The 20,393-nt window shown below is 61.3% G+C and carries 20 protein-coding genes; 7 read left to right on the forward strand and 13 right to left on the reverse strand.

What is annotated here, in order from left to right; all coding sequences use genetic code 11:
- Positions 1-3: 3 nt before the first annotated feature.
- From LGQ03_RS12755 to LGQ03_RS12790, 8 genes are all read right to left on the reverse strand, one after another.
- Positions 4-969, reverse strand: a complete 966-nt coding sequence (locus tag LGQ03_RS12755) for a type II secretion system F family protein (protein WP_264195016.1) — start codon at positions 967-969, stop codon at positions 4-6.
- 5 nt (positions 970-974) lie between these two features.
- On the reverse strand, positions 975-2,441 hold the full coding sequence (locus LGQ03_RS12760) for a CpaF family protein (protein ID WP_090158558.1): 1,467 nt from the start codon (positions 2,439-2,441) through the stop codon (positions 975-977).
- Positions 2,442-2,452: 11 nt separating this feature from the next.
- Positions 2,453-3,715 carry an AAA family ATPase gene (locus LGQ03_RS12765; RefSeq protein WP_090158559.1) on the reverse strand — a complete coding sequence of 421 codons (1,263 nt, stop codon included), beginning with the start codon at positions 3,713-3,715 and terminating at the stop codon, positions 2,453-2,455.
- A gap of 224 nt (positions 3,716-3,939) precedes the next feature.
- A complete protein-coding gene (locus LGQ03_RS12770; RefSeq protein ID WP_226748718.1) occupies positions 3,940-4,590 on the reverse strand; it encodes an OmpA family protein in 651 nt (216 codons plus the stop codon).
- A gap of 14 nt (positions 4,591-4,604) precedes the next feature.
- Positions 4,605-6,029 carry a type II and III secretion system protein family protein gene (locus LGQ03_RS12775; protein WP_090158561.1) on the reverse strand — a complete coding sequence of 475 codons (1,425 nt, stop codon included), beginning with the start codon at positions 6,027-6,029 and terminating at the stop codon, positions 4,605-4,607.
- A gap of 198 nt (positions 6,030-6,227) precedes the next feature.
- Positions 6,228-7,103: a Flp pilus assembly protein CpaB gene (gene cpaB / locus LGQ03_RS12780; protein ID WP_090158562.1), complete on the reverse strand. Its 876-nt coding sequence runs from the start codon at positions 7,101-7,103 to the stop codon at positions 6,228-6,230.
- A gap of 52 nt (positions 7,104-7,155) precedes the next feature.
- A complete protein-coding gene (locus tag LGQ03_RS12785; protein ID WP_226748719.1) occupies positions 7,156-7,314 on the reverse strand; it encodes a hypothetical protein in 159 nt (52 codons plus the stop codon).
- A gap of 189 nt (positions 7,315-7,503) precedes the next feature.
- Entirely contained in the window at positions 7,504-7,725 is a 222-nt protein-coding gene (locus LGQ03_RS12790; RefSeq protein ID WP_226748720.1) for a Flp family type IVb pilin, read from the reverse strand.
- Positions 7,726-8,095: 370 nt separating this feature from the next.
- Here LGQ03_RS12790 and LGQ03_RS12795 point away from each other — a divergent pair, with 370 nt between their 5' ends.
- Positions 8,096-8,926 carry a lytic transglycosylase domain-containing protein gene (locus LGQ03_RS12795; protein WP_226748826.1) on the forward strand — a complete coding sequence of 277 codons (831 nt, stop codon included), beginning with the start codon at positions 8,096-8,098 and terminating at the stop codon, positions 8,924-8,926.
- Here the strand turns inward: LGQ03_RS12795 and LGQ03_RS12800 are convergent, their stop codons facing one another.
- From LGQ03_RS12800 to tldD, 5 genes are all read right to left on the reverse strand, one after another.
- Positions 8,927-9,553 carry a 3-oxoacid CoA-transferase subunit B gene (locus tag LGQ03_RS12800; RefSeq protein ID WP_226748721.1) on the reverse strand — a complete coding sequence of 209 codons (627 nt, stop codon included), beginning with the start codon at positions 9,551-9,553 and terminating at the stop codon, positions 8,927-8,929.
- Positions 9,553-10,257 carry a CoA transferase subunit A gene (locus LGQ03_RS12805; protein WP_090158564.1) on the reverse strand — a complete coding sequence of 235 codons (705 nt, stop codon included), beginning with the start codon at positions 10,255-10,257 and terminating at the stop codon, positions 9,553-9,555. The genes LGQ03_RS12800 and LGQ03_RS12805 overlap by 1 nt, the downstream gene beginning before the upstream one ends.
- 147 nt (positions 10,258-10,404) lie before the next feature.
- Positions 10,405-13,026: a type I DNA topoisomerase gene (gene topA / locus LGQ03_RS12810; RefSeq protein ID WP_226748722.1), complete on the reverse strand. Its 2,622-nt coding sequence runs from the start codon at positions 13,024-13,026 to the stop codon at positions 10,405-10,407.
- Between the two features lie 213 nt (positions 13,027-13,239).
- Positions 13,240-14,430 (reverse strand): DNA-processing protein DprA, encoded by a 1,191-nt coding sequence (gene dprA / locus LGQ03_RS12815; RefSeq protein ID WP_226748723.1) that lies wholly within the window; start codon positions 14,428-14,430, stop codon positions 13,240-13,242.
- Positions 14,431-14,500: 70 nt separating this feature from the next.
- Positions 14,501-15,919 carry a metalloprotease TldD gene (tldD, locus tag LGQ03_RS12820; RefSeq protein WP_226748724.1) on the reverse strand — a complete coding sequence of 473 codons (1,419 nt, stop codon included), beginning with the start codon at positions 15,917-15,919 and terminating at the stop codon, positions 14,501-14,503.
- Between the two features lie 162 nt (positions 15,920-16,081).
- Between tldD and coxB the strand changes: the two genes are divergently transcribed.
- The 6 genes from coxB (at position 16,082) to LGQ03_RS12850 (ending at position 20,392) form a co-directional block, all read left to right on the forward strand.
- Positions 16,082-16,912 (forward strand): cytochrome c oxidase subunit II, encoded by an 831-nt coding sequence (coxB, locus tag LGQ03_RS12825; RefSeq protein ID WP_090158567.1) that lies wholly within the window; start codon positions 16,082-16,084, stop codon positions 16,910-16,912.
- Positions 16,913-17,016: 104 nt separating this feature from the next.
- Positions 17,017-17,952 carry a heme o synthase gene (gene cyoE, locus LGQ03_RS12830; protein WP_226748725.1) on the forward strand — a complete coding sequence of 312 codons (936 nt, stop codon included), beginning with the start codon at positions 17,017-17,019 and terminating at the stop codon, positions 17,950-17,952.
- Complete coding sequence (locus tag LGQ03_RS12835) at positions 17,952-18,167, forward strand: hypothetical protein (protein ID WP_090158569.1); 216 nt, start codon at positions 17,952-17,954, stop codon at positions 18,165-18,167. Before cyoE ends, LGQ03_RS12835 begins: the two co-directional genes overlap by 1 nt.
- Positions 18,167-18,778: a cytochrome c oxidase assembly protein gene (locus LGQ03_RS12840; protein WP_226748726.1), complete on the forward strand. Its 612-nt coding sequence runs from the start codon at positions 18,167-18,169 to the stop codon at positions 18,776-18,778. Before LGQ03_RS12835 ends, LGQ03_RS12840 begins: the two co-directional genes overlap by 1 nt.
- A gap of 23 nt (positions 18,779-18,801) precedes the next feature.
- A complete protein-coding gene (locus LGQ03_RS12845) occupies positions 18,802-19,608 on the forward strand; it encodes a cytochrome c oxidase subunit 3 (RefSeq protein ID WP_226748727.1) in 807 nt (268 codons plus the stop codon).
- A gap of 115 nt (positions 19,609-19,723) precedes the next feature.
- On the forward strand, positions 19,724-20,392 hold the full coding sequence (locus LGQ03_RS12850) for an SURF1 family protein (RefSeq protein WP_226748728.1): 669 nt from the start codon (positions 19,724-19,726) through the stop codon (positions 20,390-20,392).
- The last annotated feature ends 1 nt before the right edge of the window (position 20,393 follow it).

A 20,393-nucleotide genomic window follows, 5' to 3' on the forward strand; every position in this document is an offset into this window, starting at 1 on the left:
GCCTCAGACTTTAATGTTCACAAGGGCTTTCATCACGAACAGGTTCACGATGAGAAACGCGGCAACGACCAGACAGGCCGGGATAAAGATCGGTTTATCCATGACCTCGTCATAATAGCCCGGTTGCACAAGGTTGATGCCCACCAGTGCCAGGATCGGGAAACCCGACAGCAGTTTGCCGGACCATTTGGCTTCTGCCGTAATCGCCTTGACCCGGCGAAACAGGCGGAACCGCGCACGGATCACCTTGCCCAGACCGTCCAGCACCTCGGCCAGGTTGCCGCCCGATGTGGCCTGAATGGTCACGGCCACGGCCAAAAACCGCATGTCCTGCATGTCCAGCCGTTCGGCGAGCGTTTTCAGACATTCGCCCATGTCCCGGCCATAGGCGGCCTCGTCCGACACGATCCCCATTTCAGTGCCCAGCGGGTCGGGCACCTCGCGCGCGACGATCGCCACGGCAGACGCAAAGGGGTGGCCGACGCGCAGCGACCGCACCATCAGTTCGACTGCCTCGGGCAGCTGTTCTTCCAGCATGGCCGTGCGCTTGGTCGCCTTGCCGTTGATCCAGGTATAGACCGCGCCGATCCCCATCGCGACCGCGACGACCGCGCGGGTGGGGGCCTCGACACTGGTGGCCACCGACAGACCGATGAAGGCCATGACGCTGACGCCAGCCATCAGCATGATGATCTGCGACGGGGTGAATGCGATATTGGCCTTTTGCGCCTTGGTCGCGAGGATCGAATACAGCGGAATGCGCTGCGATCGCATGTGCTGGGTCATCTCCTTGCGGAGTTGTTCCAGCACCTTTTCGCGGTTGCCACCTTTTTCCAGCATGTCCAGACGGCGGTTGACCTTGCCGTCCATCGAAATGGATTTGCCGAAAATGACCAGATACACGCCCTGAACCGTCGCCAGAACGGCGGCAAAGATCACGGCATAGATGACGGGTTCCATTGAAATCATGATGATTACTCCGCGGCCATGGGTTCAAAGATCTGCGGTGGCAGGTCGTAGCCCCACAGCTTGAAACGATCGGAAAAGTGACTGCGCACGCCAGTCGCCGTGAAATGACCGATGATCTTGTTTTCCGGTGTCAGGCCGACGCGCTGATACTTGAAAATTTCCTGCATCGAGATGACGTCGCCCTCCATTCCGGTGATTTCGGTGATGGATGTCATGCGACGCGAACCGTCCTGCAGACGGGATGCCTGCACGATCAAGTTCACAGCCGATGAAATCTGGCTGCGCATCGCCTTGATCGGCATCTCGATACCCGCCATCGCGATCATGTTTTCCAGACGGCTGACACCGTCGCGGGCGCTGTTGGCGTGGATCGTGGTCATCGACCCGTCGTGGCCGGTGTTCATGGCCTGCAACATGTCGATGACTTCCTCGCCGCGGGTTTCACCCACGATGATCCGGTCGGGGCGCATCCGCAGCGCGTTTTTCAGACAGTCCCTCTGGCTGACGCCACCCTTGCCCTCGACGTTGGGCGGGCGGCTTTCCATACGGCCCACATGGGTCTGTTGCAGCTGAAGTTCGGCCGTATCCTCGATCGTCAGAATACGTTCGCTGTTGTCGATAAAGGACGACAGCGCGTTCAGCGTCGTGGTCTTACCCGAACCCGTACCGCCCGACACGATGACGTTCAGACGGGTCGCGACAGCGGCCTGCAGGTAGGCGGCCATTTCCTCGGAGAATGCGCCAAAGGCGACCAGATCGTCGATCCCCAGCTTGTCCTTCTTGAATTTACGGATGGACACGAGGCTGCCATCCACGGCCACGGGCGGCACCATCGCGTTGAAACGCGACCCATCGGCCAGGCGCGCGTCGACATAGGGGTTGGATTCGTCAACACGCCGGCCCACGGCGGACACGATCTTGTCGATGATCCGCAGCAGGTGCTTTTCGTCCTTGAACGTGATGTCGGTCAGTTCCAGCTTGCCCGCGCGTTCCACGAAAATCTGTTGCGGACCGTTGACCAGAATATCGTTGACGGTGTCGTCCTTGAGCAGGGTTTCCAGCGGCCCCAGACCCGTCACCTCGAAAAACAGATCCTGTGACAGGGTCACCCGTTCGTCGCGGGTCAGTACGATTCCCATTTCTTCGAGGGATTCGGTCGCGATCGCGTTGATCTCGTTGCGCAGATCGGTTTCGGATGCATTTTCCAGCGCGGCCAGGTTCAGGTTGTCCAGCAGCGCCTTGTGCAGTTCCAGCTTGATCTCGCCCAGACGCTCCTTGCGCTTTTTCTCGCGGTCGGCGGCGGGCACCTCTGCCGGACGCGCCGCGCGCGGTTTCATCAGGCTGACCTTTTCGACCGCAGCCGGTGTTGCGACGGGGACAGGCGCGGGTGCGGGCTTGGGGGCCGCTTTGCCAAGGACCGGCTTTTCGGTCCGTGCACCTGCGTCGCCTGGTTTCTTGTATTTGGAAAACATCAGTTCACCTTTCAGGCAGCGTCTGCTGCTTCGGATTTATTGACCGCATGGACGGATGCCGCGAGTTTCGCGAGTTCCTTGCGCAGGGCGTTCTTGGGGGCCGCGACGGCCAGCGGTGTGCCGTGATCGCAGCTTTGTGCGACCTGGCGGCCGCCGTCGGGCATCATGACCTCGATGGGGATGCCCAGTGAATCGGCCATGCGCTTGACCCGTGCCTTGCCTGACAGATCGGTAAATCCGGGGGCGCGGTTCATGACGAACCGCAGCTTTTCGAATGGCAGATCCTCGGATTGCAGCGTCCGTTTCAGGCGCAGCGTGTTTTGCGCCGACCGCATGTCCAGTTCCAGCATCGCGAAATAGACATGCGATGCCTCCAGCACAGTCTGCGACCATTCCACCATCGCCGTCGGCATGTCGATGATGACGTAGTCGAAATTCGTTCGGGCCATTTCCAGCAGGCGGCCCACGTCGTCCGTGTCGATCAGTTCCAGCGGGACCATGTCGCTGGGCGCTGTCAGCACGTGCAGTTTTTCGTCAAAGGACACCAGCGCCTGCATGAACGCTGTGCTGTCCATCATGTCCGTGGCAGACAACAGTTCCAGCACGGCCTCACGGCGCGGCAGGTCCAGATAGGTGGACATGCTGCCGTATTGCAGATCCAGGTCCAGCACGCAGACACGCGGCTGTTCGCCTTTTTTGTTCACGTTGGCCAGTTCCCACGCCAGGTTCAGACCGAATGTGGTCGCACCCGTTCCGCCGGCCATGCCGTGCACGGCGATCAACACAGCCTCGTGGGTGCCGGTCGGTTTCAGGGCCTTGGGCTCATCCACCAGCGCGGGGGGTGCGGCAGGCGTTTCGGGCGGCGGGGCCAGAACCCGGTCGATGGCCTGTGACAATTCGTTTTCGGGCAGAGGGTAGGGGACGAATTCATCGCCACCGTCGCGCAACAGCCGGTGCAACGTGGTCGGAGACACATCCTCGGTAATCAGGATCACCTTGATCCCCTGATCGCGGGCGGCGCGCACGACGTCGGAAATCTGGTCCAGATCCTCTTCGTCCTCGGCGTCCATCGCAACGGCGAGGAATTGCAGCTCCGCCGCTTCCGGTTGGCTCAGAAAGGCCAGCGCCTCGTCAAAACGCAGGTCGCCCCAACGTTCGCCCAGCGCAGTTTCCATGTCCTCGATCAGCAGGTCAAAGACCTGCACATCCCGGCTTACGGTGCATGCGATCAATTCGGTGCTGTCAATCAGTGCCGCTGCTGCTGCGTTATTCATTGCCTGCCGTCCTCATTACTGCGACGCGGTCCGGGCAGGCATGAAGCGGTGTTGATCCCGCACATCCGACCCGGATCGCATGTCCCCGCCCAACGGGGGGAACGATCCTAATGATCAGGATATGACGGGCAATCTGGGCAAGATTGGGTCAAATTCATCGTCATTGTGCGGTATTTGGCGACGATGGCAGACGGGGCGGAACACTGTTCCGCCCGGTAGTGGGTTTATTCGCCCCCGGCACCACCTTCGGTGGCCGATATTTCGGTCGTTGGCACGGCGCTCAGCACGTATTCACGGAACACGACCTGCGCGTATTTGCCGTTCAGCAGCATCGGTGACCCGGCAACAAAGCCGGACACCTCGGTCACGGTGCGCCGGTTGCGCATCTCTGGCTGCTGGGTGGCGACGACGGGTCGTGTTTCGCCGAATGACATCAGGGCCTCCAGCCGGTTACGGCTGATCCCCTGGGTCGCCAGATAGGCCACCACGGCATTGGCGCGGTCGCGTCCCAGACGTTCGTTATAGGCGGCCGAGCCGACCAGATCGGTGTGGCCATAGACACGGAACCGGATTTCGGGGAATTGCCGGATCCAGTTGGCCTGCTGTTGCAGTACGGCCTGCGCCTGCGCTGTCAACACACTGGAATTGAACGGAAAGGTGACGGTGCTTTCGACTTCGGTCGCGAAACGAACGGCCAGTGCATCAGTCGCCTGCTGCGGATTCGTCATGGCCTGAATATTCGCCGCCGTTGCGGCACCGAATTGCGCGTCGACCGCTTGGGCCGCTGCAATTTCATCGGGGAACATGCCGGCGGGTCTGTTGGAACAGCCCGCGACGGTCAAAACCGCCAGGCCCAGGATCAACGTCGTTTTCATGGCCACGGCTCCCATCAATCCATCACGTATCCGTAGGACCCGGAAAAGTCCTGACGGGCGACCTCGCCTGCACCGCCGCTCCGCGGGGCATTCGCGGCAGAAACACGGCCGAACAGGAACAAGTCCTTTTCCGACGGCGGCTGAATGCGATCCGTGGGCAGCGCCAGCGCCTCGCCGCGGGTCGGTGTGACCAGATGCGGTGTGACGATGATGACCAGCTCCGTTTGCTGGCGGGAATATTCGGCAGACCGGAACAATGCGCCCAGAACCGGGATGTCACCCAGCCACGGCACCTGACCGTTCAGATCCGTGAAATCGTCCGACAACAGACCCGCAATGGCAAAGCTCTCGCCGTCACGCATTTCCACCGTGGTGGATGTTTCACGCCGGCGGAATGCGTCGACGGTGAAACCGTTGGACGTAAACCCATTGGATGGATCGATCGAGGAGACGGCCGCGATCAGCTCCAGATTGATGATGTCGCCATCAACCACTCGTGGGGTAAAGTTCAGTTCCACACCAAAGGGTTTGAATTCGACGGCGATCTGGCCGCCTTCCTGCGCTACGGGAACGGGGTATTCGCCACCAGCGAGGAACTTTGCCTCTTGGCCGGACAATGCGGTCAGGTTGGGTTCGGCCAGCGTGCGCACGACGCCGCGACTCTCGAGTGCTTCGAGCAGGATGCCGACTTCGACTCCGCCAGCGTTGAACCCGAACAGAAACGCACCGTTGTTGGCATTGCTGGCGGGAGTGGACCCGGTGAACGTGTTCTGGACCGCTGCATTGCCGACCAGTGAACCGGTTCCGCCGGACAGACCCAGATCACCGCCCAGCGATGTGCCCTGTGCTGCGATAGAGGACGACAGCGACTTGGAAACCGACCGCTGCATCTCGGCGAAACGGACCTTCAGCATGACTTGCTGGGTGCCGCCGACGCTCATCAGGTTGGACACCCGCTCTGGCGCGTATCGCTCGGCCAGTTCCAGTGCGCGATCCAGACGCGCGATCGAGCTGACCGTGCCGGACAGCACGATGCCGTTGTTGGCGGTGCGCACTTCGATTGGCTCGCCCGGCAGGATCTGTTCCAGCCGTTCCTTGAATTCTGCAATATCCGGGGTGACCTGCACCTCGACGTTGCTGATCAGGCGTCCATCGACACCCAGGATCGTCATCGTCGTGCGGCCGGGCTCTTTGCCCAGCAAATAGATCGTGCGGTCCGACAGCGACAGGATGTCGGCGATGCCTGGGTTTGCAATAGAGAGTTCGGTAAAGGGCTCGTCGCTTTCGACCACGATGGCGCGGTTCATGGGGACGGCCAGCGCGCTGGACGGCGCACCACGCAAGACACGCAGGTTTTGCGCATCAGCCACGTCCGGAACGTGTACCAAAGATAGGGAAAGGCACGCAAAAACGGCCTTGATCGTCGTTTTGTAGCTCATTGTGACCTGCCTCTCGGATCACGACCAGCGGAAATTATTTTCCGTCATTACGACCATCTATGACGGACGGTCGCTAATATTGCAAGAATCAATGACTTGCCTTGCGAACCTGATGTGGGCTGTGGGCAACAGCGGGACAAACTGTCCTGCGGAAAAAGGCGTCTGGCCGCCCCGTGAGGGACGGCCAGACGACAAGGATCAGTTCGAGCAGGCGATTTCGGTCTGGACGGCTTCGGTGCCGCGGCGCACGGTCGTGAAACACCGTTCCGGGGCTGCAACGGGTGCCGGGGCTGCGACAGGTGCCTCGACGACCTGGACCTCTTCCTCTGGCGGTTCAGGCAGGAAAATGGCCTGATCGCCGATGGGGACTGACGATTCCTCGTTGCCCTTGCCAACCAATGCCAGGCTCAACCGGCCTTCGGATTGTGCCTGTGCCAGGCGGGCCACGTCCGAGGGGATGACTTCGACTGTCACCGTGCTTGGGATTGATGTCCGGGACCGGTTTCTGTCAGTGCTTTGGTCCACGGCGATCAGACGGATCGAGCTGCCGATCAGGTGGGTTTCCTCGGCACTGTTGCGGCCTGCCACGCGTCCTGTCCAATAGACATCAACGCGGTCGTTGGGGCGCAGGAAACCGGACACTGCGGTCGATGCGTCAACGCGGATCGTGAATGCACGCATCAGCGGGTTCAATTCCTGCGTGATGCTGGCAATCTGACCGGGCTCGGTGGTGTCGGTCATCAAAATGACCTCGTTGGCCTCGATCGGGCGGATCAGACTGCGGACGACCTCCGGGCCTTCGGGGAACAGGTCCGTGATTTCGGTGAATGTGCCTTCTGGTAGATACTCGGTCGCATATTTCACATAGACCACGTCATCCGCAGTCAGGGGATCACCGAACGAAAGCGACTTGTTTGCGGCCAGCACATTGACGGTCTCGATGACCTGTGCGGCGCGCGCTCGCTCTTCTTGCAGTGCGACCTGCTGGTCGCTCATGTATCCGCGGACCATAAAGACGGCAAAGCCTGCCAGTCCCATGCCCAGGATCAGAACCAATCCGAAAACTACACGCATTGCCTTGCCTCTCGTTTATTGGTGATCGAAAACAGTTCGATCGTTCTTGCCGTTATTCGGCGACCGTCAGGGAACTTGAGATTTCCGTCGTCAGGTCACCTGCGCCGCCTGCCACTGCCAACGCGGCAGCGATGGGCAGAAATACAATTGCGGCGGTCAATACGACCCAGTCGACTGTCACCGCACCGTCTTCGTCATTCAAAAAATTCATGTTGCCTACTCTCGCTTATATTGGACCTGCATGATGCGACAAAGTGGCATGAGCATGTCCTCGCGGGGGTATTGTTGTTTCAAACCGATGGGAGTGTGGTGAAACGCAGACCGCCAAGTAGACAAAGGGCCGCGCCGGAATGGCACGGCCCCGAATTATTCAGGCAGTAAATCTACCTTCAGGCTTGACTTAGCCACCTGTCGGCGCGGTTGCGCCAGAGCCGAACGTGATGTCGGGAACGGTGGTGGTGGACAGCTCGGTTGCGATGTTGTCGGCCATTGCGTTTGCACCGCCAGCGACCTTTGCGCCGACTGCCACACCCAGAACAACGATACCTGCGGTCAGAACGACCCAGTCAACCGTCACTGCACCGTCTTCGTCGTTGTAGAAAGCTTTGATAAAGTTCATCATTTTGTAGTCCCTCCTCAGGGGTTTAGCTGGTTTGCATCCCTTGCCGGATCTTAGCGCGCCGGCCTCTTCTTGGCCCGCTCCCCGTCTTGGATGAACACTTATAGCCGTCGGAATGCGTCATCATTTGGACCTGTCTGGTGCTTTTTCAGGCCGCCTAAAAAAACCGCACGAAAATTATCTAAGCTACTGATAATGTTGAAAATAAAAATGTATAATACCTTTATAAACTCTGACTTTACGTGGCATATTGCGACCAATTTGCCGCGCTCGTGGCGGACTGTTTCGCCACCGGTATCAATCAGCCGCAAAAAATGGTTCAGTTCGACAAAACAGATGCACCAAACGCATCGGCGGGCAGGACAATGTTATGATGAACGTGACGCGACTTTGCGGGGCGGCGGCCTTTGCGGCAGTTCTGTCGGCACCCGTGTGCGCGCAGGATCGACTGCAACCGGACTTTACCTTCAAACGTGTGGGCCTGCCCGAGGCAGGTGCACGGCGTCTGACCATTCAGATCGATCCCAGCGCACCCTCTGCGACAACATTCCCAAAATCGCAGGCCCAGCCAGAGGATATCGTAGCCGGGGTCGCGCTGCCGCGGCCGTCGGGGCTTGACTGGTTCTGGTCAACGGTGTCGCCTGATCGTGCGGATACGGGACCCGGCCGTCTGCAAGAAGCCCTGCGCGTGATGGCGGATCCACCCCAGGGTGCCGCAGTGCCCGAACCGCGGCTGGAAACGCTTAACGATATTGCCCGCGTGCACGGGATCGACATCATCCGTGCCACGGTCGGCACAAAGGTGTCGCCCGCCCTGGTGCTGGCCCTCATCTCGGTCGAGAGTGGTGGCCGCCCGGATGCCGTCAGCCGGGCAGGGGCCCAAGGTCTGATGCAGCTCATGCCGGACACTGCAGCCCGGTTCAACGTCTCCAACAGCCTGTCACCGGCGGACAATATCCGCGGCGGTGTGGCCTATCTGGATTGGTTGATGGGCCATTTCGACAGTGACCCCATTCTGGTACTCGCAGGCTACAACGCCGGCGAGGGGTCGGTCCGGGACGCCAATGGCGTCCCGCCCTTTCCTGAAACCCGTGGCTACGTGCCAAAGGTGCTGGCCGCGTTCAACGTTGCCCGCAACCTGTGCCTGACCCCGCCAGAGCTGGTCAGCGACGGTTGCGTGTTCGCGGTGAACACCTCTAGCTGATCAGTTGATGATCGTGGCCTCGGTTGCGGCGCGCAGCTCTTGCTCGGTCACGCCATCGGCACATTCGATGATCTTCAGGCCGCCCTCGACCACGTCGAACACGCCCAGGTTGGTGATCACCCGGTCCACGACACCCGCACCCGTCAGGGGCAGGGTGCAGGCCTTCAGCAATTTGGACTCACCCTTCTTGTTCTGGTGATCCATGACGACGACGACGCGTTTGACGCCCGCAACCAGGTCCATCGCGCCGCCCATGCCCTTGACCAGCTTGCCCGGGATCATCCAGTTCGCCAGATCGCCGTTTTCGGCCACTTCCATGGCACCCAGGATCGCACAGGCGATCTTGCCGCCCCGGATCATGCCGAAACTGGTAGCGCTGTCGAAATAGGACGTGCGGTCCAGTTCGGTGATCGTCTGCTTGCCCGCGTTGATGACGTCTGCGTCCTCTTCACCCTCGAACGGAAACGCCCCCATCCCCAGCATGCCGTTTTCGGATTGCAGGGTGATATCCTTGTCGCCGGTATAGTTTGCCACCAGCGTCGGAATCCCGATGCCAAGGTTCACATACATCCCGTCTTCCAGTTCCTCTGCCGCACGCGCGGCCATCTGATTGCGATCCCAGGGCATTATGCGGACTCCTTTTTGCGCGTGGTGCGCTGTTCGATACGCTTTTCGTGCGTGCCTTGCACAATACGGTGCACATAGACGCCGGGCAGATGGATGTGATCAGGGTCCAGCGATCCGCGCGGCACGATTTCCTCGACCTCTGCGACGCAGACCTTGCCGCACATCGCGGCGGGGACGTTGAAATTGCGCGCCGTCTTGCGGAAAATCAGGTTGCCCGTGTCATCGGCCTTCCATGCCTTGACGATGGCCAGATCGGCGACGATGCCGCGTTCCATAATATAGGTTTCGCCGTCGAAATCCTTGTGGTCCTTGCCTTCGGCAATCTGGGTGCCGACACCGGTTTTCGTATAGAAACCGGGGATACCCGCGCCACCGGCGCGCATCCGTTCGGCCAGCGTGCCTTGCGGATTGAATTCGACCTCCAGTTCCCCCTCGAGGTATTGGCGCATGAATTCGGCATTTTCACCGACATAGGAGGACATCATTTTGCGCACCTGTTTGGTCTGCAACAGGATGCCGATCCCGAAATCATCGACGCCCGCGTTGTTGGACGCAAATGTCAGACCCTTTGTGCCGGCGTCGCGGATCGCGGCCAGCAGCAGTTCGGGAATCCCGCACAGGCCAAATCCACCAGCGGCGATGAGCATGTCATCGAACAAGAGCCCATCAAGGGCCTCGCGCGCAGAGCTATAGACTTTCTTCATGGATCCCTCCGGCAAACCAGTTTGCAAGAAACTGGCGCGGGGGCGCCCAAGTGTCAACGTGATGCTGTTGACGCGTGGTCTCCGCGCAAACAAATAATGCCCGCATCCCCGCCCCGGCATCGCAGGGCGGGTGCGCTATGATCCAGCTTAGTCGGCGGATTTCTTGGCAGGTGTTTTCTTTTTCGCGGCAGGCTTCTTGGCGGCGGCCTTCTTGGCAGGTGCCTTTTTCGGCGCGGCCTTTTTCTTGGTGACCTTCTTGCCGGATTTGGCCGCGCGTTCGTCGATCAGATCGACCGCCTGCGCCATGGTCAGATCGGCCGGTTCAACCGTATCGGGGATCGTGGCGTTGATCTTTTCCCATTTGACATAGGGGCCATATTTGCCATCGTAGATATTGACCGCGCCGCCTGCCTCCGGGTGTTCGCCCAGCTCGCGGATCGGCACGGCAGCCTTGCCGCGCCCGCCACGGCTGGCGACCTTTTCGGCCAACAGCTGCACTGCACGGTTCATGCCGACGGTCCAGACGTCCTCCAGGTCCTCGAGGTTGGCATTCGTGCCGCCCTTGTGCGACGTCGTGTCGGCATGTTTGATGTAGGGGCCATAACGCCCGATATTTGCCCAGACGTTCACACCATCCTCGGGGTGCGTGCCGATCAGGCGCGGCAGGGCAAGCAGGCGCACGCCTTCTTCCAGCGTCAGCGCCTCTGGTTCCCATGCGGCAGGCACGGACTGGCGCGGTGGTTTCGGCGTCTCCTCGGTTGCGGCACCGCGCTGGACATATGGGCCGAAACGCCCCTTGAAGATGCGGATCTCGTCGCCCTGATCCTCGCCCAGCAGCTTGCCGTCGGGGGGAATGGCGCTGGCCTCTGCCTCGGGGTCAGGCGGACCAAAGGGGCGCGTGTATCGGCATTCGGGATATTGCGAACAGCCGATGAATGCGCCGCCAGACCGCGCGGTACGCATGGACAGCCGCCCTTCGCCGCAGTTGGGGCACAGACGCGGATCGCTGCCGTCCTCGGTTGGGGGGAACAGATGCGGTTCCAGCACCTCGTTGATCTTGTCCAGCACCTCGCCGATGCGCAGATCGGCGGTTTCCGCGATGGCGGCCGAAAAATCGCGCCAGAACCGTTCCAGCACCTTTTTATAGTCGGCATCGCCCGCACTGACCGCATCCAGCTGGTTTTCCAGATCGGCGGTAAAGTCGTATTCGACATAGCGGTGAAAGTAGTTCGACAGGAACGCCGTCACCAGTCGCCCCTTGTCCTGCGGGATCAGACGATTGCGGTCCTTTTCGACATAGCCGCGGTCCTGAATGGTCGTCACGATGCTGGCATAGGTTGACGGACGGCCAATGCCCAACTCTTCCATGCGCTTGACCAGCGTCGCCTCGGTATAGCGAGGCGGCGGCTGGGTGAAATGCTGCTCGCTGTCGACCGACTGCTTGGCGGTTTTCTCGCCCTGATCGATCTGCGGCAGACGTTTGTCGTCTTCGTCCGGGGTGTCGTCGCGGCCTTCTTCGTAGACGCGCAGAAAACCGTCAAACATCATGACCTGACCGTTGGCGCGCAACCCGACCTGACCGTCCGCGCTGCCGATTTCCACGACCGTGCGTTCCAGACGTGCGGCCGCCATCTGGCTGGCCAGCGTCCGTTTCCAGATCAGATCGTACAGCTTGCGCTGGTCGGCATCCGCGATCTTGGCGTCCTCGACACTGACCATCATGTCGGTCGGGCGTACACATTCATGCGCTTCTTGCGCGTTCTTGGCCTTGTTCTTGTAGATGCGGGCCTCGGCGGGCACGTATTCCTTGCCGAATTTCGCGCTGATGGCCTCACGCGCGCCGGTCACGGCCTCGGGGGCCATGTCGATGCCATCGGTCCGCATGTAGGTGATCAGACCGGCCTCATACAACCGCTGCGCCACGCTCATGCAATGTTTAGCGCCCATGCCGAACTTGCGGCTGGCCTCTTGTTGCAGGGTCGAGGTCATGAAAGGCGGGCTGGGATTGCGGGTCGCGGGTTTTGCCTCGACCGATTGCACAGTCAGGTCGCGGCTGTTGACCGCCTGGACGGCCATTTCGGCCTGCGTTGCATCGGCCAGATCGAACTTGTCCAGCTTCTTGCCGGCCAGGGTCGTCAATCGCGCCTCAAAGGATTGGCCGCGCGCGTTTGTCAGCACGGCCTTGACCGTCCAGAACTCGCGGTTCTTGAACGCCTCGATCTCCATCTCGCGCTCGACGATCAGGCGCAGCGTCACCGACTGCACACGACCCGCTGATTTCGCACCGGGCAGCTTGCGCCACAGCACGGGCGACAGGTTGAACCCCACCAGATAGTCCAGCGCACGCCGCGCCAGATAGGCCTCGACCAGTGGCGCATCCACACGGCGCGGATTCTTCATCGCCTCGGTGACGGCCGTTTTTGTGATCGCGTTGAAAACCACGCGTGACGCGCTCTGGATTTTCAGGCCGCGTTTGTTGTTCAATTCCTGTTCAAGGTGCCAGCTGATCGCCTCGCCCTCGCGGTCGGGGTCGGTGGCAAGGATCAGGTTGGGGTCATTTTTCAGCGCGTCGACAATCGCCTTGATGTGTTTTTTCGAGTCGCTCGCGACTTCCCAGATCATGTCGAAATCGTTGTCGGGGTCGACTGAACCGTTCTTGGGCGGCAAGTCGCGGATATGTCCGTAGGACGCCAGCACAGTGTAGTCACTGCCCAGATACTTGTTGATTGTCTTGGCTTTGGCGGGGGATTCGACAACGACGACGGGCATGGGAATCCTTAATATTCGGACGATATGGCTATGACCGCGCAACATGTGGCGGTTGATCAAAGGATGTCAATGCAGCTTGTCGATATCGCACGGGGCGCGTGATCACGATGTTTTTGACGTTTGATCCATGATCGGTGGTGCACGCCGTGCCGCGATTCGTAATCGCGCACCCCGGCGGTTGGTCATGGCGAACGGGCTGCGGCAGGTGGTCGGTCAGGCGATACGCGACAGCAGACCGCCGGGCTGACGCATGATCTTGCCGTCCAGTTCCAGATCGACCAGCGCGGGTGCAACCTGCATCGGTTTGGCTGACAGATCGCGGATCAGTTGATCCTCGGCCATGGGCGACGGGCCCAGCCGCGCGAGGATCTGTTCATGCAGCCGTGCAGCACTGGCCAGATCGCGGGCTGGCGGTGCGGTCGGGACATGCGTCATCACTTCGCACCGGCTGTCTGTCGGGATTGCGGCCCGTTCGTTCACGTTGTCCGCGAGGGCGCGCAATTGCGCAGGTGCTGCAACTGGACCCAGCGCCTCCAGGATATCGTGAACCGAACGCACCAGGGTCGCACCGTCGCGGATCAGCATGTTGCAGCCCGCTGCCCGCGCATCAAAGGGATGCCCTGGCACCGCCAGCACGTCGCGGTGCTGGTCCAGCGCATTGCGTGCCGTGATCAGGCTGCCCGATTTTGCCGCGGCTTCGACCACGACAACCGCGCGGGACAGCCCGGCGATGATCCGGTTACGGGCTGGAAAATGCCGTGCCTGCGGTTGCAGACCCATCGGCATTTCGGACAGTCGCAACCCACGGTCGGCAATGGCATGCGCCAGTTCCGCGTTTTCTGACGGATAGATCACATCGACACCGCCCGCCTGCACCGCAACGGTTCCGCCATCCAGCGCGGCCAGATGCGCTGCCGCATCGACCCCGCGGGCAAGGCCCGACACCACCACATAGCCTGCCTCGGTCAGGTCGGCAGCCAGTTTGCGGGCCATGCGCGTGCCCAGTGACGACGCATTCCGGGCACCCACCATGGCGATCATGGGGCGCGTCAGCAGGGCCGGATTTCCCAGCGTCCACAGCAGCGGCGGTGCATCCGCCATATCGGCAAGCGCCGCCGGATAGTCGGGATCGTCCGTCGCAATCAACCGCGCACCTGCCGCCCGGGCCGCGCGCAATTCTGCGCTGATGACGGCAGCAGGGCAGATCCGGTAATCAGACACGCCTGCGGCCTGCGCCAGATCAGGCAGCGCCAGCAGCGCGTCAGCGGCGGTGCCGTGTTCCGCCATCAGTCGGTGATAGGTCGCGGGTCCCACCCTGCGGGATCGCAACAGACGAAGCCGGTCAAACAGGTCGCCATCCGACGGGGGGATGCAAGGTGTCTGCGGGGTGTCGGCCAAAGTCATGCGTGCCTCGTCTGCTGCAAGACACAGGCTAGAATCGAACTCTTAACCGCAGATGAACGCTTGGCGAATTTTACGCGGACCCGCCGACGGTCAAGCCGCCGATCATCAGGCTGGGCTGGCCCACGCCCACGGGGACCCACTGTCCGGCCTTGCCGCAATTCCCGATTCCGGGGTCCAGTGCCAGATCATTGCCGATCGCGCGGATCTGTTTCAGCGCCGTCGCGCCATCACCGATCAGCGTGGCACCCTTGACCGGCGCGCCGATCCGCCCGTCCCTGACCCGATATGCCTCGGTGCAGGAAAACACGAACTTGCCGTTGGTGATATCGACCTGCCCGCCACCGAAACCCACGGCATAGATCCCGTCCCTGAGGTCGCGCACCATGTCCTGCGGGTCGGCATCACCGGCAAGCATATAGGTATTCGTCATGCGCGGCATTGGCGCGTGGGCATAGCTTTCGCGGCGACCGTTGCCGGTCGGTTCCACACCCATCAGGCGCGCGTTCTGGCGGTCCTGCATGTAGCCGACCAGCACACCGTCCTCGATCAGCACATTCTTGGCGCTGGGCGTGCCTTCGTCATCGACGGTGATCGACCCGCGGCGGTCGGGTATCGTGCCGTCGTCCAGCACGGTCACGCCCTTGGCCGCGATCTGCTGGCCCATCAATCCGGCAAAGGCACTAGACCCCTTGCGGTTGAAGTCACCCTCCAGCCCGTGACCGATCGCCTCGTGCAGCAGGATGCCGGGCCAACCCGGTCCCAGCACCACGTCCAACACACCAGCGGGGGCCGGTTCCGCCTGAAGGTTGATCAATGCGATGCGCAGCGCCTCGCGGGCGATGCCCTGCCAATGGTCCCGGTCGATCAGGCCCAGCAGCGATGCGCGGCCGCCGCCGCCCATGCCACCCGATTCCCGTCGTCCATCCTGTTCGACGATGACGCCGATGTTGATCCGGCTCATCGGGCGGGTGTCGGTGACCAGCACGCCGTCGGGGCGCAGGATCGCGACCTCTTGCAACGACGCCCCGAGAGAGACGGTCGCCTGAACGACGCGCGGGTCCAGATCGCGACAAAAGGCGTCGATTTCGCGCAGCAGGTCGATTTTCGCGGGGAACGTCGCCTCGCTGACCGGATCGACATCACTGTACAACCGTTCGTTCGTACCCTTTGGTCCGGCGGCAAGCGTGCCGCCACCGTCACCCACGGCCAGCCGTGCAGTCGACACGGCACGCCCCAGCGCCTGTTCGTCGATGGTCGTGGAATGCGCGTAACCTGCGGTTTCGCCGCGCACGGCGCGCAGTCCGAACCCTTCGGCAGCATCAAAGCTGGCGGTTTTCACATGACCATCGTCCAGCACCAGACTCTCGGACCGGCGGCGTTCGATGAACAGTTCTCCGTCGTCGGCCCCCCGGACCGCCTCTTGCAGATGAGAAAGCGCCGTGTCCCGGTCCAGATGTGTCTCGAACGGGCGGAATGGGGCGTCTGACATCGGGCTCTCCGGTAGGGGCGCGGTCGGATGGGCGTCCGATTGCCGCAAGCTGGGTTCTTGAGTTGTCCGTCAAGATATGGGACACGGTGCCAAAGTTACAACGGGATTCCGTCTCGCCACGGATCGGATCGCGCAGGGCGCGGACAACGAAGGGAAGCGAAAATGGGTTTGAGCAACGTCGCCAAAACCGGATGGGCCACACTGGGTCTGATGATGGCCGGCAGCATGGCTACGGCACAGGATGTCAGCCAGGATCTGCCGGTGATCGGCGCACCCGAACAAGGGGGCATGGGCTTTCAGGCGGCTGCGACATCCATCGCGCGTGACGTGCACTGGCTGGACAACCTGCTGTTGGTCATCATTACCGTCATCACCCTGTTCGTCACGGGTCTGCTTGCCTGGGTCGCGATCAAGTACAATCACAAGTCCAACCCGACACCCGCACGGTTCACCCACAACAGCCCGCTGGAAATCGCATGGACTGTCGTGCCGATCGTGATTCTGGTCTTTATCGGTGCATTCAGCCTGCCGGTCCTGTTCAACCAGCAGGAAATCCCCGAGGGCGACATCACGATCAAGGTGACGGGCTACCAGTGGTACTGGGGCTACGAATACGTCGATGACGGCGTGTCCTTTGAATCCTTTATGCTGGCCGAGGACGAACTGGCCGACTACGGCTATGACGAAAGCCTGTATCGCCTCGCCACCGACCAGCCGGTCGTGATTCCCGTGGGTGCAACCATCGTGATGCAGCTGACGGGTGCTGACGTGATCCACTCGTGGACCATCCCCGCATTCGGGGTCAAGCAGGACACCGTGCCGGGTCGCCTCGCGCAACTGTGGTTCGCCGCCGAAGAAGAAGGTGTGTATTTCGGCCAGTGTTCCGAGCTTTGCGGCAAGGACCACGCCTTCATGCCCATTACCGTCAAGGTCGTGAGTGAAGAGGCCTACGCCGACTGGCTGGAAGAGGCCAAGGTTCAGAACCCCGCCTGATCCGGCGCGCGGGGCCGCCCCGCGACGGCACATACCGCAAGATCTGAACGGCCTTGCCCCCGCTGGCAGGGCCGCTCTTTGATGAATGATTGGAAGGCACGACCATGTCCGACATGAGCCTGCACGAAACAGTCGCAGAAACCGAGTACGAGGCGCAGATGGGCGATTATTTCGCCCTGCTCAAACCGCGTGTCATGTCGCTGGTGGTCTTTACCGCGCTGGTCGGTCTGATCGTGGCACCCGTCGGCGTGCATCCGTTCATCGGTTTCGTCGCGATCCTGTGCATCGCTGTCGGGGCAGGGGCGTCCGGCGCGCTGAACATGTGGTGGGATGCCGATATCGACGCACGCATGCGCCGCACCGCGAAACGCCCCATCCCCGATGGCCGGGTAAAGCCGGGCGAGGCGCTGGGCATCGGCATGGCGCTGTCGGGATTCTCAATCGTGCTTCTGGCACTCGCGACCAATTTCGTAGCGGCAGGGCTGCTTGCGTTCACGATCTTTTTCTACGCGGTCGTCTATTCGATGTGGCTGAAACGCGCGACGCCGCAGAACATCGTGATCGGCGGGGCCGCGGGGTCCTTTCCTCCGATGATCGGCTGGGCTGTGGCGACAGGCGGTGTCGGGATCGAGTCGATTCTGATGTTCGCGCTGATCTTTATGTGGACGCCGCCGCATTTCTGGGCGCTCGCGCTGTTCGTGAAAACCGACTATGGCGATGCGGGCGTGCCCATGCTGACCGAAACCCACGGTCGCCGCAGCACACGCAACCATGTGCTGGCCTATTGCCTGCCGCTGGTCGCCGTGGCGATCGGGCTTGGTTTCACGTCCATCGGCGGTTGGGTCTACCTGACGGTCGCCGTCTTCTTCAACGCCTGGTTCCTCAAAGGCTGCTACGACATCTGGCGCCGTGACGAGGCGCAGGCCGAGGCCGACAAGTACAAGGTCGAGATTCAGACCTTCAAGGTCTCGCTCTACTACCTGTTTGCGCATTTTGGTGCGCTTTTGATTGAGGCCGCGCTGCGGTCAGGAGGGCTGTAATGGCTTTACGTGTCGAACATGAACTGCATAACCGCCGTCGCGGTCGCAACACTGGCGTGGGCCTGCTGTTGATCGGGTTTCTGGCCATTGTCTTTGGTCTGACCATCACCAAGGTCCTGCAACTGGGCGACGCCCGCAAGTTTGAGACATTTGACCACGTGGCGCGTCCCCAGATTATCCCTCAAGATGAGGTCGAAACAGGAGGGACCAACTGATGCTATTTCCGAAACTTCAAGGACCGAACCGGACCGTTGCACAACTGGTCAGCGTCGTGGTGCTGATGGGCGGTCTGGCATGGGCATCGGTGCCGTTCTACGACTGGTTCTGTCGGGTCACGGGCTTTGGCGGGGCCACCAACGTCGCCGAGGCCGGGTCCGACATGATTCTCGACCAGACGATCACGGTGCGGTTCGATTCCAGCCTTGACCGCGACATGCCCTGGACGTTCAAACCTGTCGAACGCGAAATGACCTTGCGCATCGGCGAAACCGGTCTTGCCTTTTACGAGGCGCACAACCCGACCGACCGTCCCGTGGCCGGGCAGGCCGCCTATAACGTCACCCCCTACGAGGCAGGCGGCTTTTTCGACAAGATCGAATGCTTTTGTTTCACCGAACAAGTGCTGCAACCGGGTGAAACGGTCCTGATGCCTGTCAGCTTCTTTGTTGATCCGGCCATCGTGAACGATCGCGACGCAAAATTCGTGCACACCATCACGCTGGGCTATACCTTTTATGAAATCGAGGATTTCGAGCCGGTCGAACAGGCCGCGATTGATCCTCAAAGCTTGACCACACCGTCGGTCACCGCCATAGACAACGACTAACGACAGCCGCAGGGAACGCTCAAATGGCCCACGAAAAAGACCACGACTATCACATTCTTCCGCCCTCCGTCTGGCCGTTCCTCGGTTCGGTCGGCGCGTTCATCATGCTGTTCGGCGCCGTCCTGTGGATGCCGAAACAAGGCGGCGGCCCCTGGATGTTCCTCGTCGGTCTGGCGATTGTGCTCTACGTGATGTGGGGCTGGTGGGGCGACATCATCAAGGAAAGCCTTGTTGGCGATCACACCCCTGTTGTCCGCATCGGTCTGCGCTACGGCTTTATCATGTTCATCATGTCCGAAGTCATGTTCTTTGCCGCGTGGTTCTGGTCGTTCTTCAAGAACGCGATGTACCCGATGGGCCCTGACAGCCCCGCCGTTGACGGTGTCTGGCCGCCGGTGGGAATTGAAACATTCGATCCCTGGCATCTGCCGCTGATCAACACGCTGATCCTGCTGTGTTCGGGCGCTGCCGCGACATGGGCGCACCACGCGCTGGTCCACGAAGACAACCGCGAGGACGTGAAATACGGTCTGATCCTCGCCGTCGTGCTGGGTGTGATCTTTACCTTCTTCCAAGCCTACGAGTACAGCCACGCCGCATTCGGCCTCGCCGGCAACGTCTATGGCGCGAACTTCTTCATGGCGACGGGTTTTCACGGTGCGCATGTCATCATCGGCACGATATTTCTCGCTGTCTGCCTGATCCGCGTCTACAAGGGCCACTTTACCGCCGAAAAGCACGTAGGCTTCGAGGCTGCTGCCTGGTACTGGCACTTTGTCGACGTGGTCTGGCTGTTCCTCTTTGCCGCCGTCTACGTCTGGGGCGGCTGACACCCTGTATCATGACGACGCAAGGGCGGCCCTCGGGTCGCCCTTTTGCGTCAGACCCTTCACCCCTCCGGTCAAACAGGCTAAGGCTGCGCGACCGCAACAACTGGTGATCCGCGTGCGCAAACTGATCTTTCCGATCCTGCTGGCCCTGTCCGGGACGGCCATCCTGATCAGCCTTGGCGTCTGGCAGATCCAGCGTCTGCAATGGAAAACCGCAATCCTCGCGCAGATCGAAACGGAAATCGCGGCGCCGCCCGTGGCTGTTCCTGCCACCCCTGACGCGGCCACCGACCGCTATCTGCCCGTGACAGCGACCGGCACCCTGACCGGCGACGTTCTGCACGTCCTCGTCAGCACCGAGGAAAACGGCGCAGGCTACCGCACCGTCAGCGCCTTTGAAACGGACGGACGGCGCGTGCTGCTGGACCTTGGTTTCGTCGGTTTCGACGACCGGGACATCGCGCTGCCCGCGGGCGAAATCACCGTCACCGGCAACCTGTTGTGGCCGGACGAGGTTGACGGTTTCACCCCCGATCCCGAACCCACTGGCCTGTGGTTTGCCCGCGATGCGGACGCCATGTCCGCCACCCTGGGGGCAGAACCGTTTTTCATCGTGGCCCGCGACATCCAGCCCGCCAGCCCGACCGTGCCCATGCCCGTTGGCACCAGTGGCATCCCGAACGACCACCTGTCCTATGCGGTGACGTGGTTTTTGCTGGCCCTCGGCTGGCTGGCCATGTCGGGCCTTTTCATTTTCCGCACGCTGCGACCCAAGGAACTCTGAC

Source organism: Loktanella gaetbuli (assembly GCF_020531945.1).
Taxonomy (GTDB): Bacteria; Pseudomonadota; Alphaproteobacteria; order Rhodobacterales; family Rhodobacteraceae; genus Loktanella; species Loktanella gaetbuli.

What these genes read in the sequence shown, in the direction of transcription:
- LGQ03_RS12760 (WP_090158558.1), bottom strand. Translation starts at nt 2,441, where the DNA reads ATGTTTTCCAAATACAAGAAACCAGGCGACGCAGGTGCACGGACCGAA.
- LGQ03_RS12795 (WP_226748826.1), top strand. Translation starts at nt 8,096, where the DNA reads ATGAACGTGACGCGACTTTGCGGGGCGGCGGCCTTTGCGGCAGTTCTG.
- LGQ03_RS12770 (WP_226748718.1), bottom strand. Translation starts at nt 4,590, where the DNA reads ATGAAAACGACGTTGATCCTGGGCCTGGCGGTTTTGACCGTCGCGGGC.
- tldD (WP_226748724.1), bottom strand. Translation starts at nt 15,919, where the DNA reads ATGTCAGACGCCCCATTCCGCCCGTTCGAGACACATCTGGACCGGGAC.
- LGQ03_RS12765 (WP_090158559.1), bottom strand. Translation starts at nt 3,715, where the DNA reads ATGAATAACGCAGCAGCAGCGGCACTGATTGACAGCACCGAATTGATC.
- LGQ03_RS12800 (WP_226748721.1), bottom strand. Translation starts at nt 9,553, where the DNA reads ATGCCCTGGGATCGCAATCAGATGGCCGCGCGTGCGGCAGAGGAACTG.
- cpaB (WP_090158562.1), bottom strand. Translation starts at nt 7,103, where the DNA reads ATGCGTGTAGTTTTCGGATTGGTTCTGATCCTGGGCATGGGACTGGCA.
- LGQ03_RS12805 (WP_090158564.1), bottom strand. Translation starts at nt 10,257, where the DNA reads ATGAAGAAAGTCTATAGCTCTGCGCGCGAGGCCCTTGATGGGCTCTTG.
- coxB (WP_090158567.1), top strand. Translation starts at nt 16,082, where the DNA reads ATGGGTTTGAGCAACGTCGCCAAAACCGGATGGGCCACACTGGGTCTG.
- LGQ03_RS12775 (WP_090158561.1), bottom strand. Translation starts at nt 6,029, where the DNA reads ATGAGCTACAAAACGACGATCAAGGCCGTTTTTGCGTGCCTTTCCCTA.
- LGQ03_RS12755 (WP_264195016.1), bottom strand. Translation starts at nt 969, where the DNA reads ATGATTTCAATGGAACCCGTCATCTATGCCGTGATCTTTGCCGCCGTT.
- cyoE (WP_226748725.1), top strand. Translation starts at nt 17,017, where the DNA reads ATGTCCGACATGAGCCTGCACGAAACAGTCGCAGAAACCGAGTACGAG.
- LGQ03_RS12790 (WP_226748720.1), bottom strand. Translation starts at nt 7,725, where the DNA reads ATGATGAACTTTATCAAAGCTTTCTACAACGACGAAGACGGTGCAGTG.
- LGQ03_RS12845 (WP_226748727.1), top strand. Translation starts at nt 18,802, where the DNA reads ATGGCCCACGAAAAAGACCACGACTATCACATTCTTCCGCCCTCCGTC.
- dprA (WP_226748723.1), bottom strand. Translation starts at nt 14,430, where the DNA reads ATGACTTTGGCCGACACCCCGCAGACACCTTGCATCCCCCCGTCGGAT.
- topA (WP_226748722.1), bottom strand. Translation starts at nt 13,026, where the DNA reads ATGCCCGTCGTCGTTGTCGAATCCCCCGCCAAAGCCAAGACAATCAAC.
- LGQ03_RS12785 (WP_226748719.1), bottom strand. Translation starts at nt 7,314, where the DNA reads ATGAATTTTTTGAATGACGAAGACGGTGCGGTGACAGTCGACTGGGTC.
- LGQ03_RS12840 (WP_226748726.1), top strand. Translation starts at nt 18,167, where the DNA reads ATGCTATTTCCGAAACTTCAAGGACCGAACCGGACCGTTGCACAACTG.
- LGQ03_RS12835 (WP_090158569.1), top strand. Translation starts at nt 17,952, where the DNA reads ATGGCTTTACGTGTCGAACATGAACTGCATAACCGCCGTCGCGGTCGC.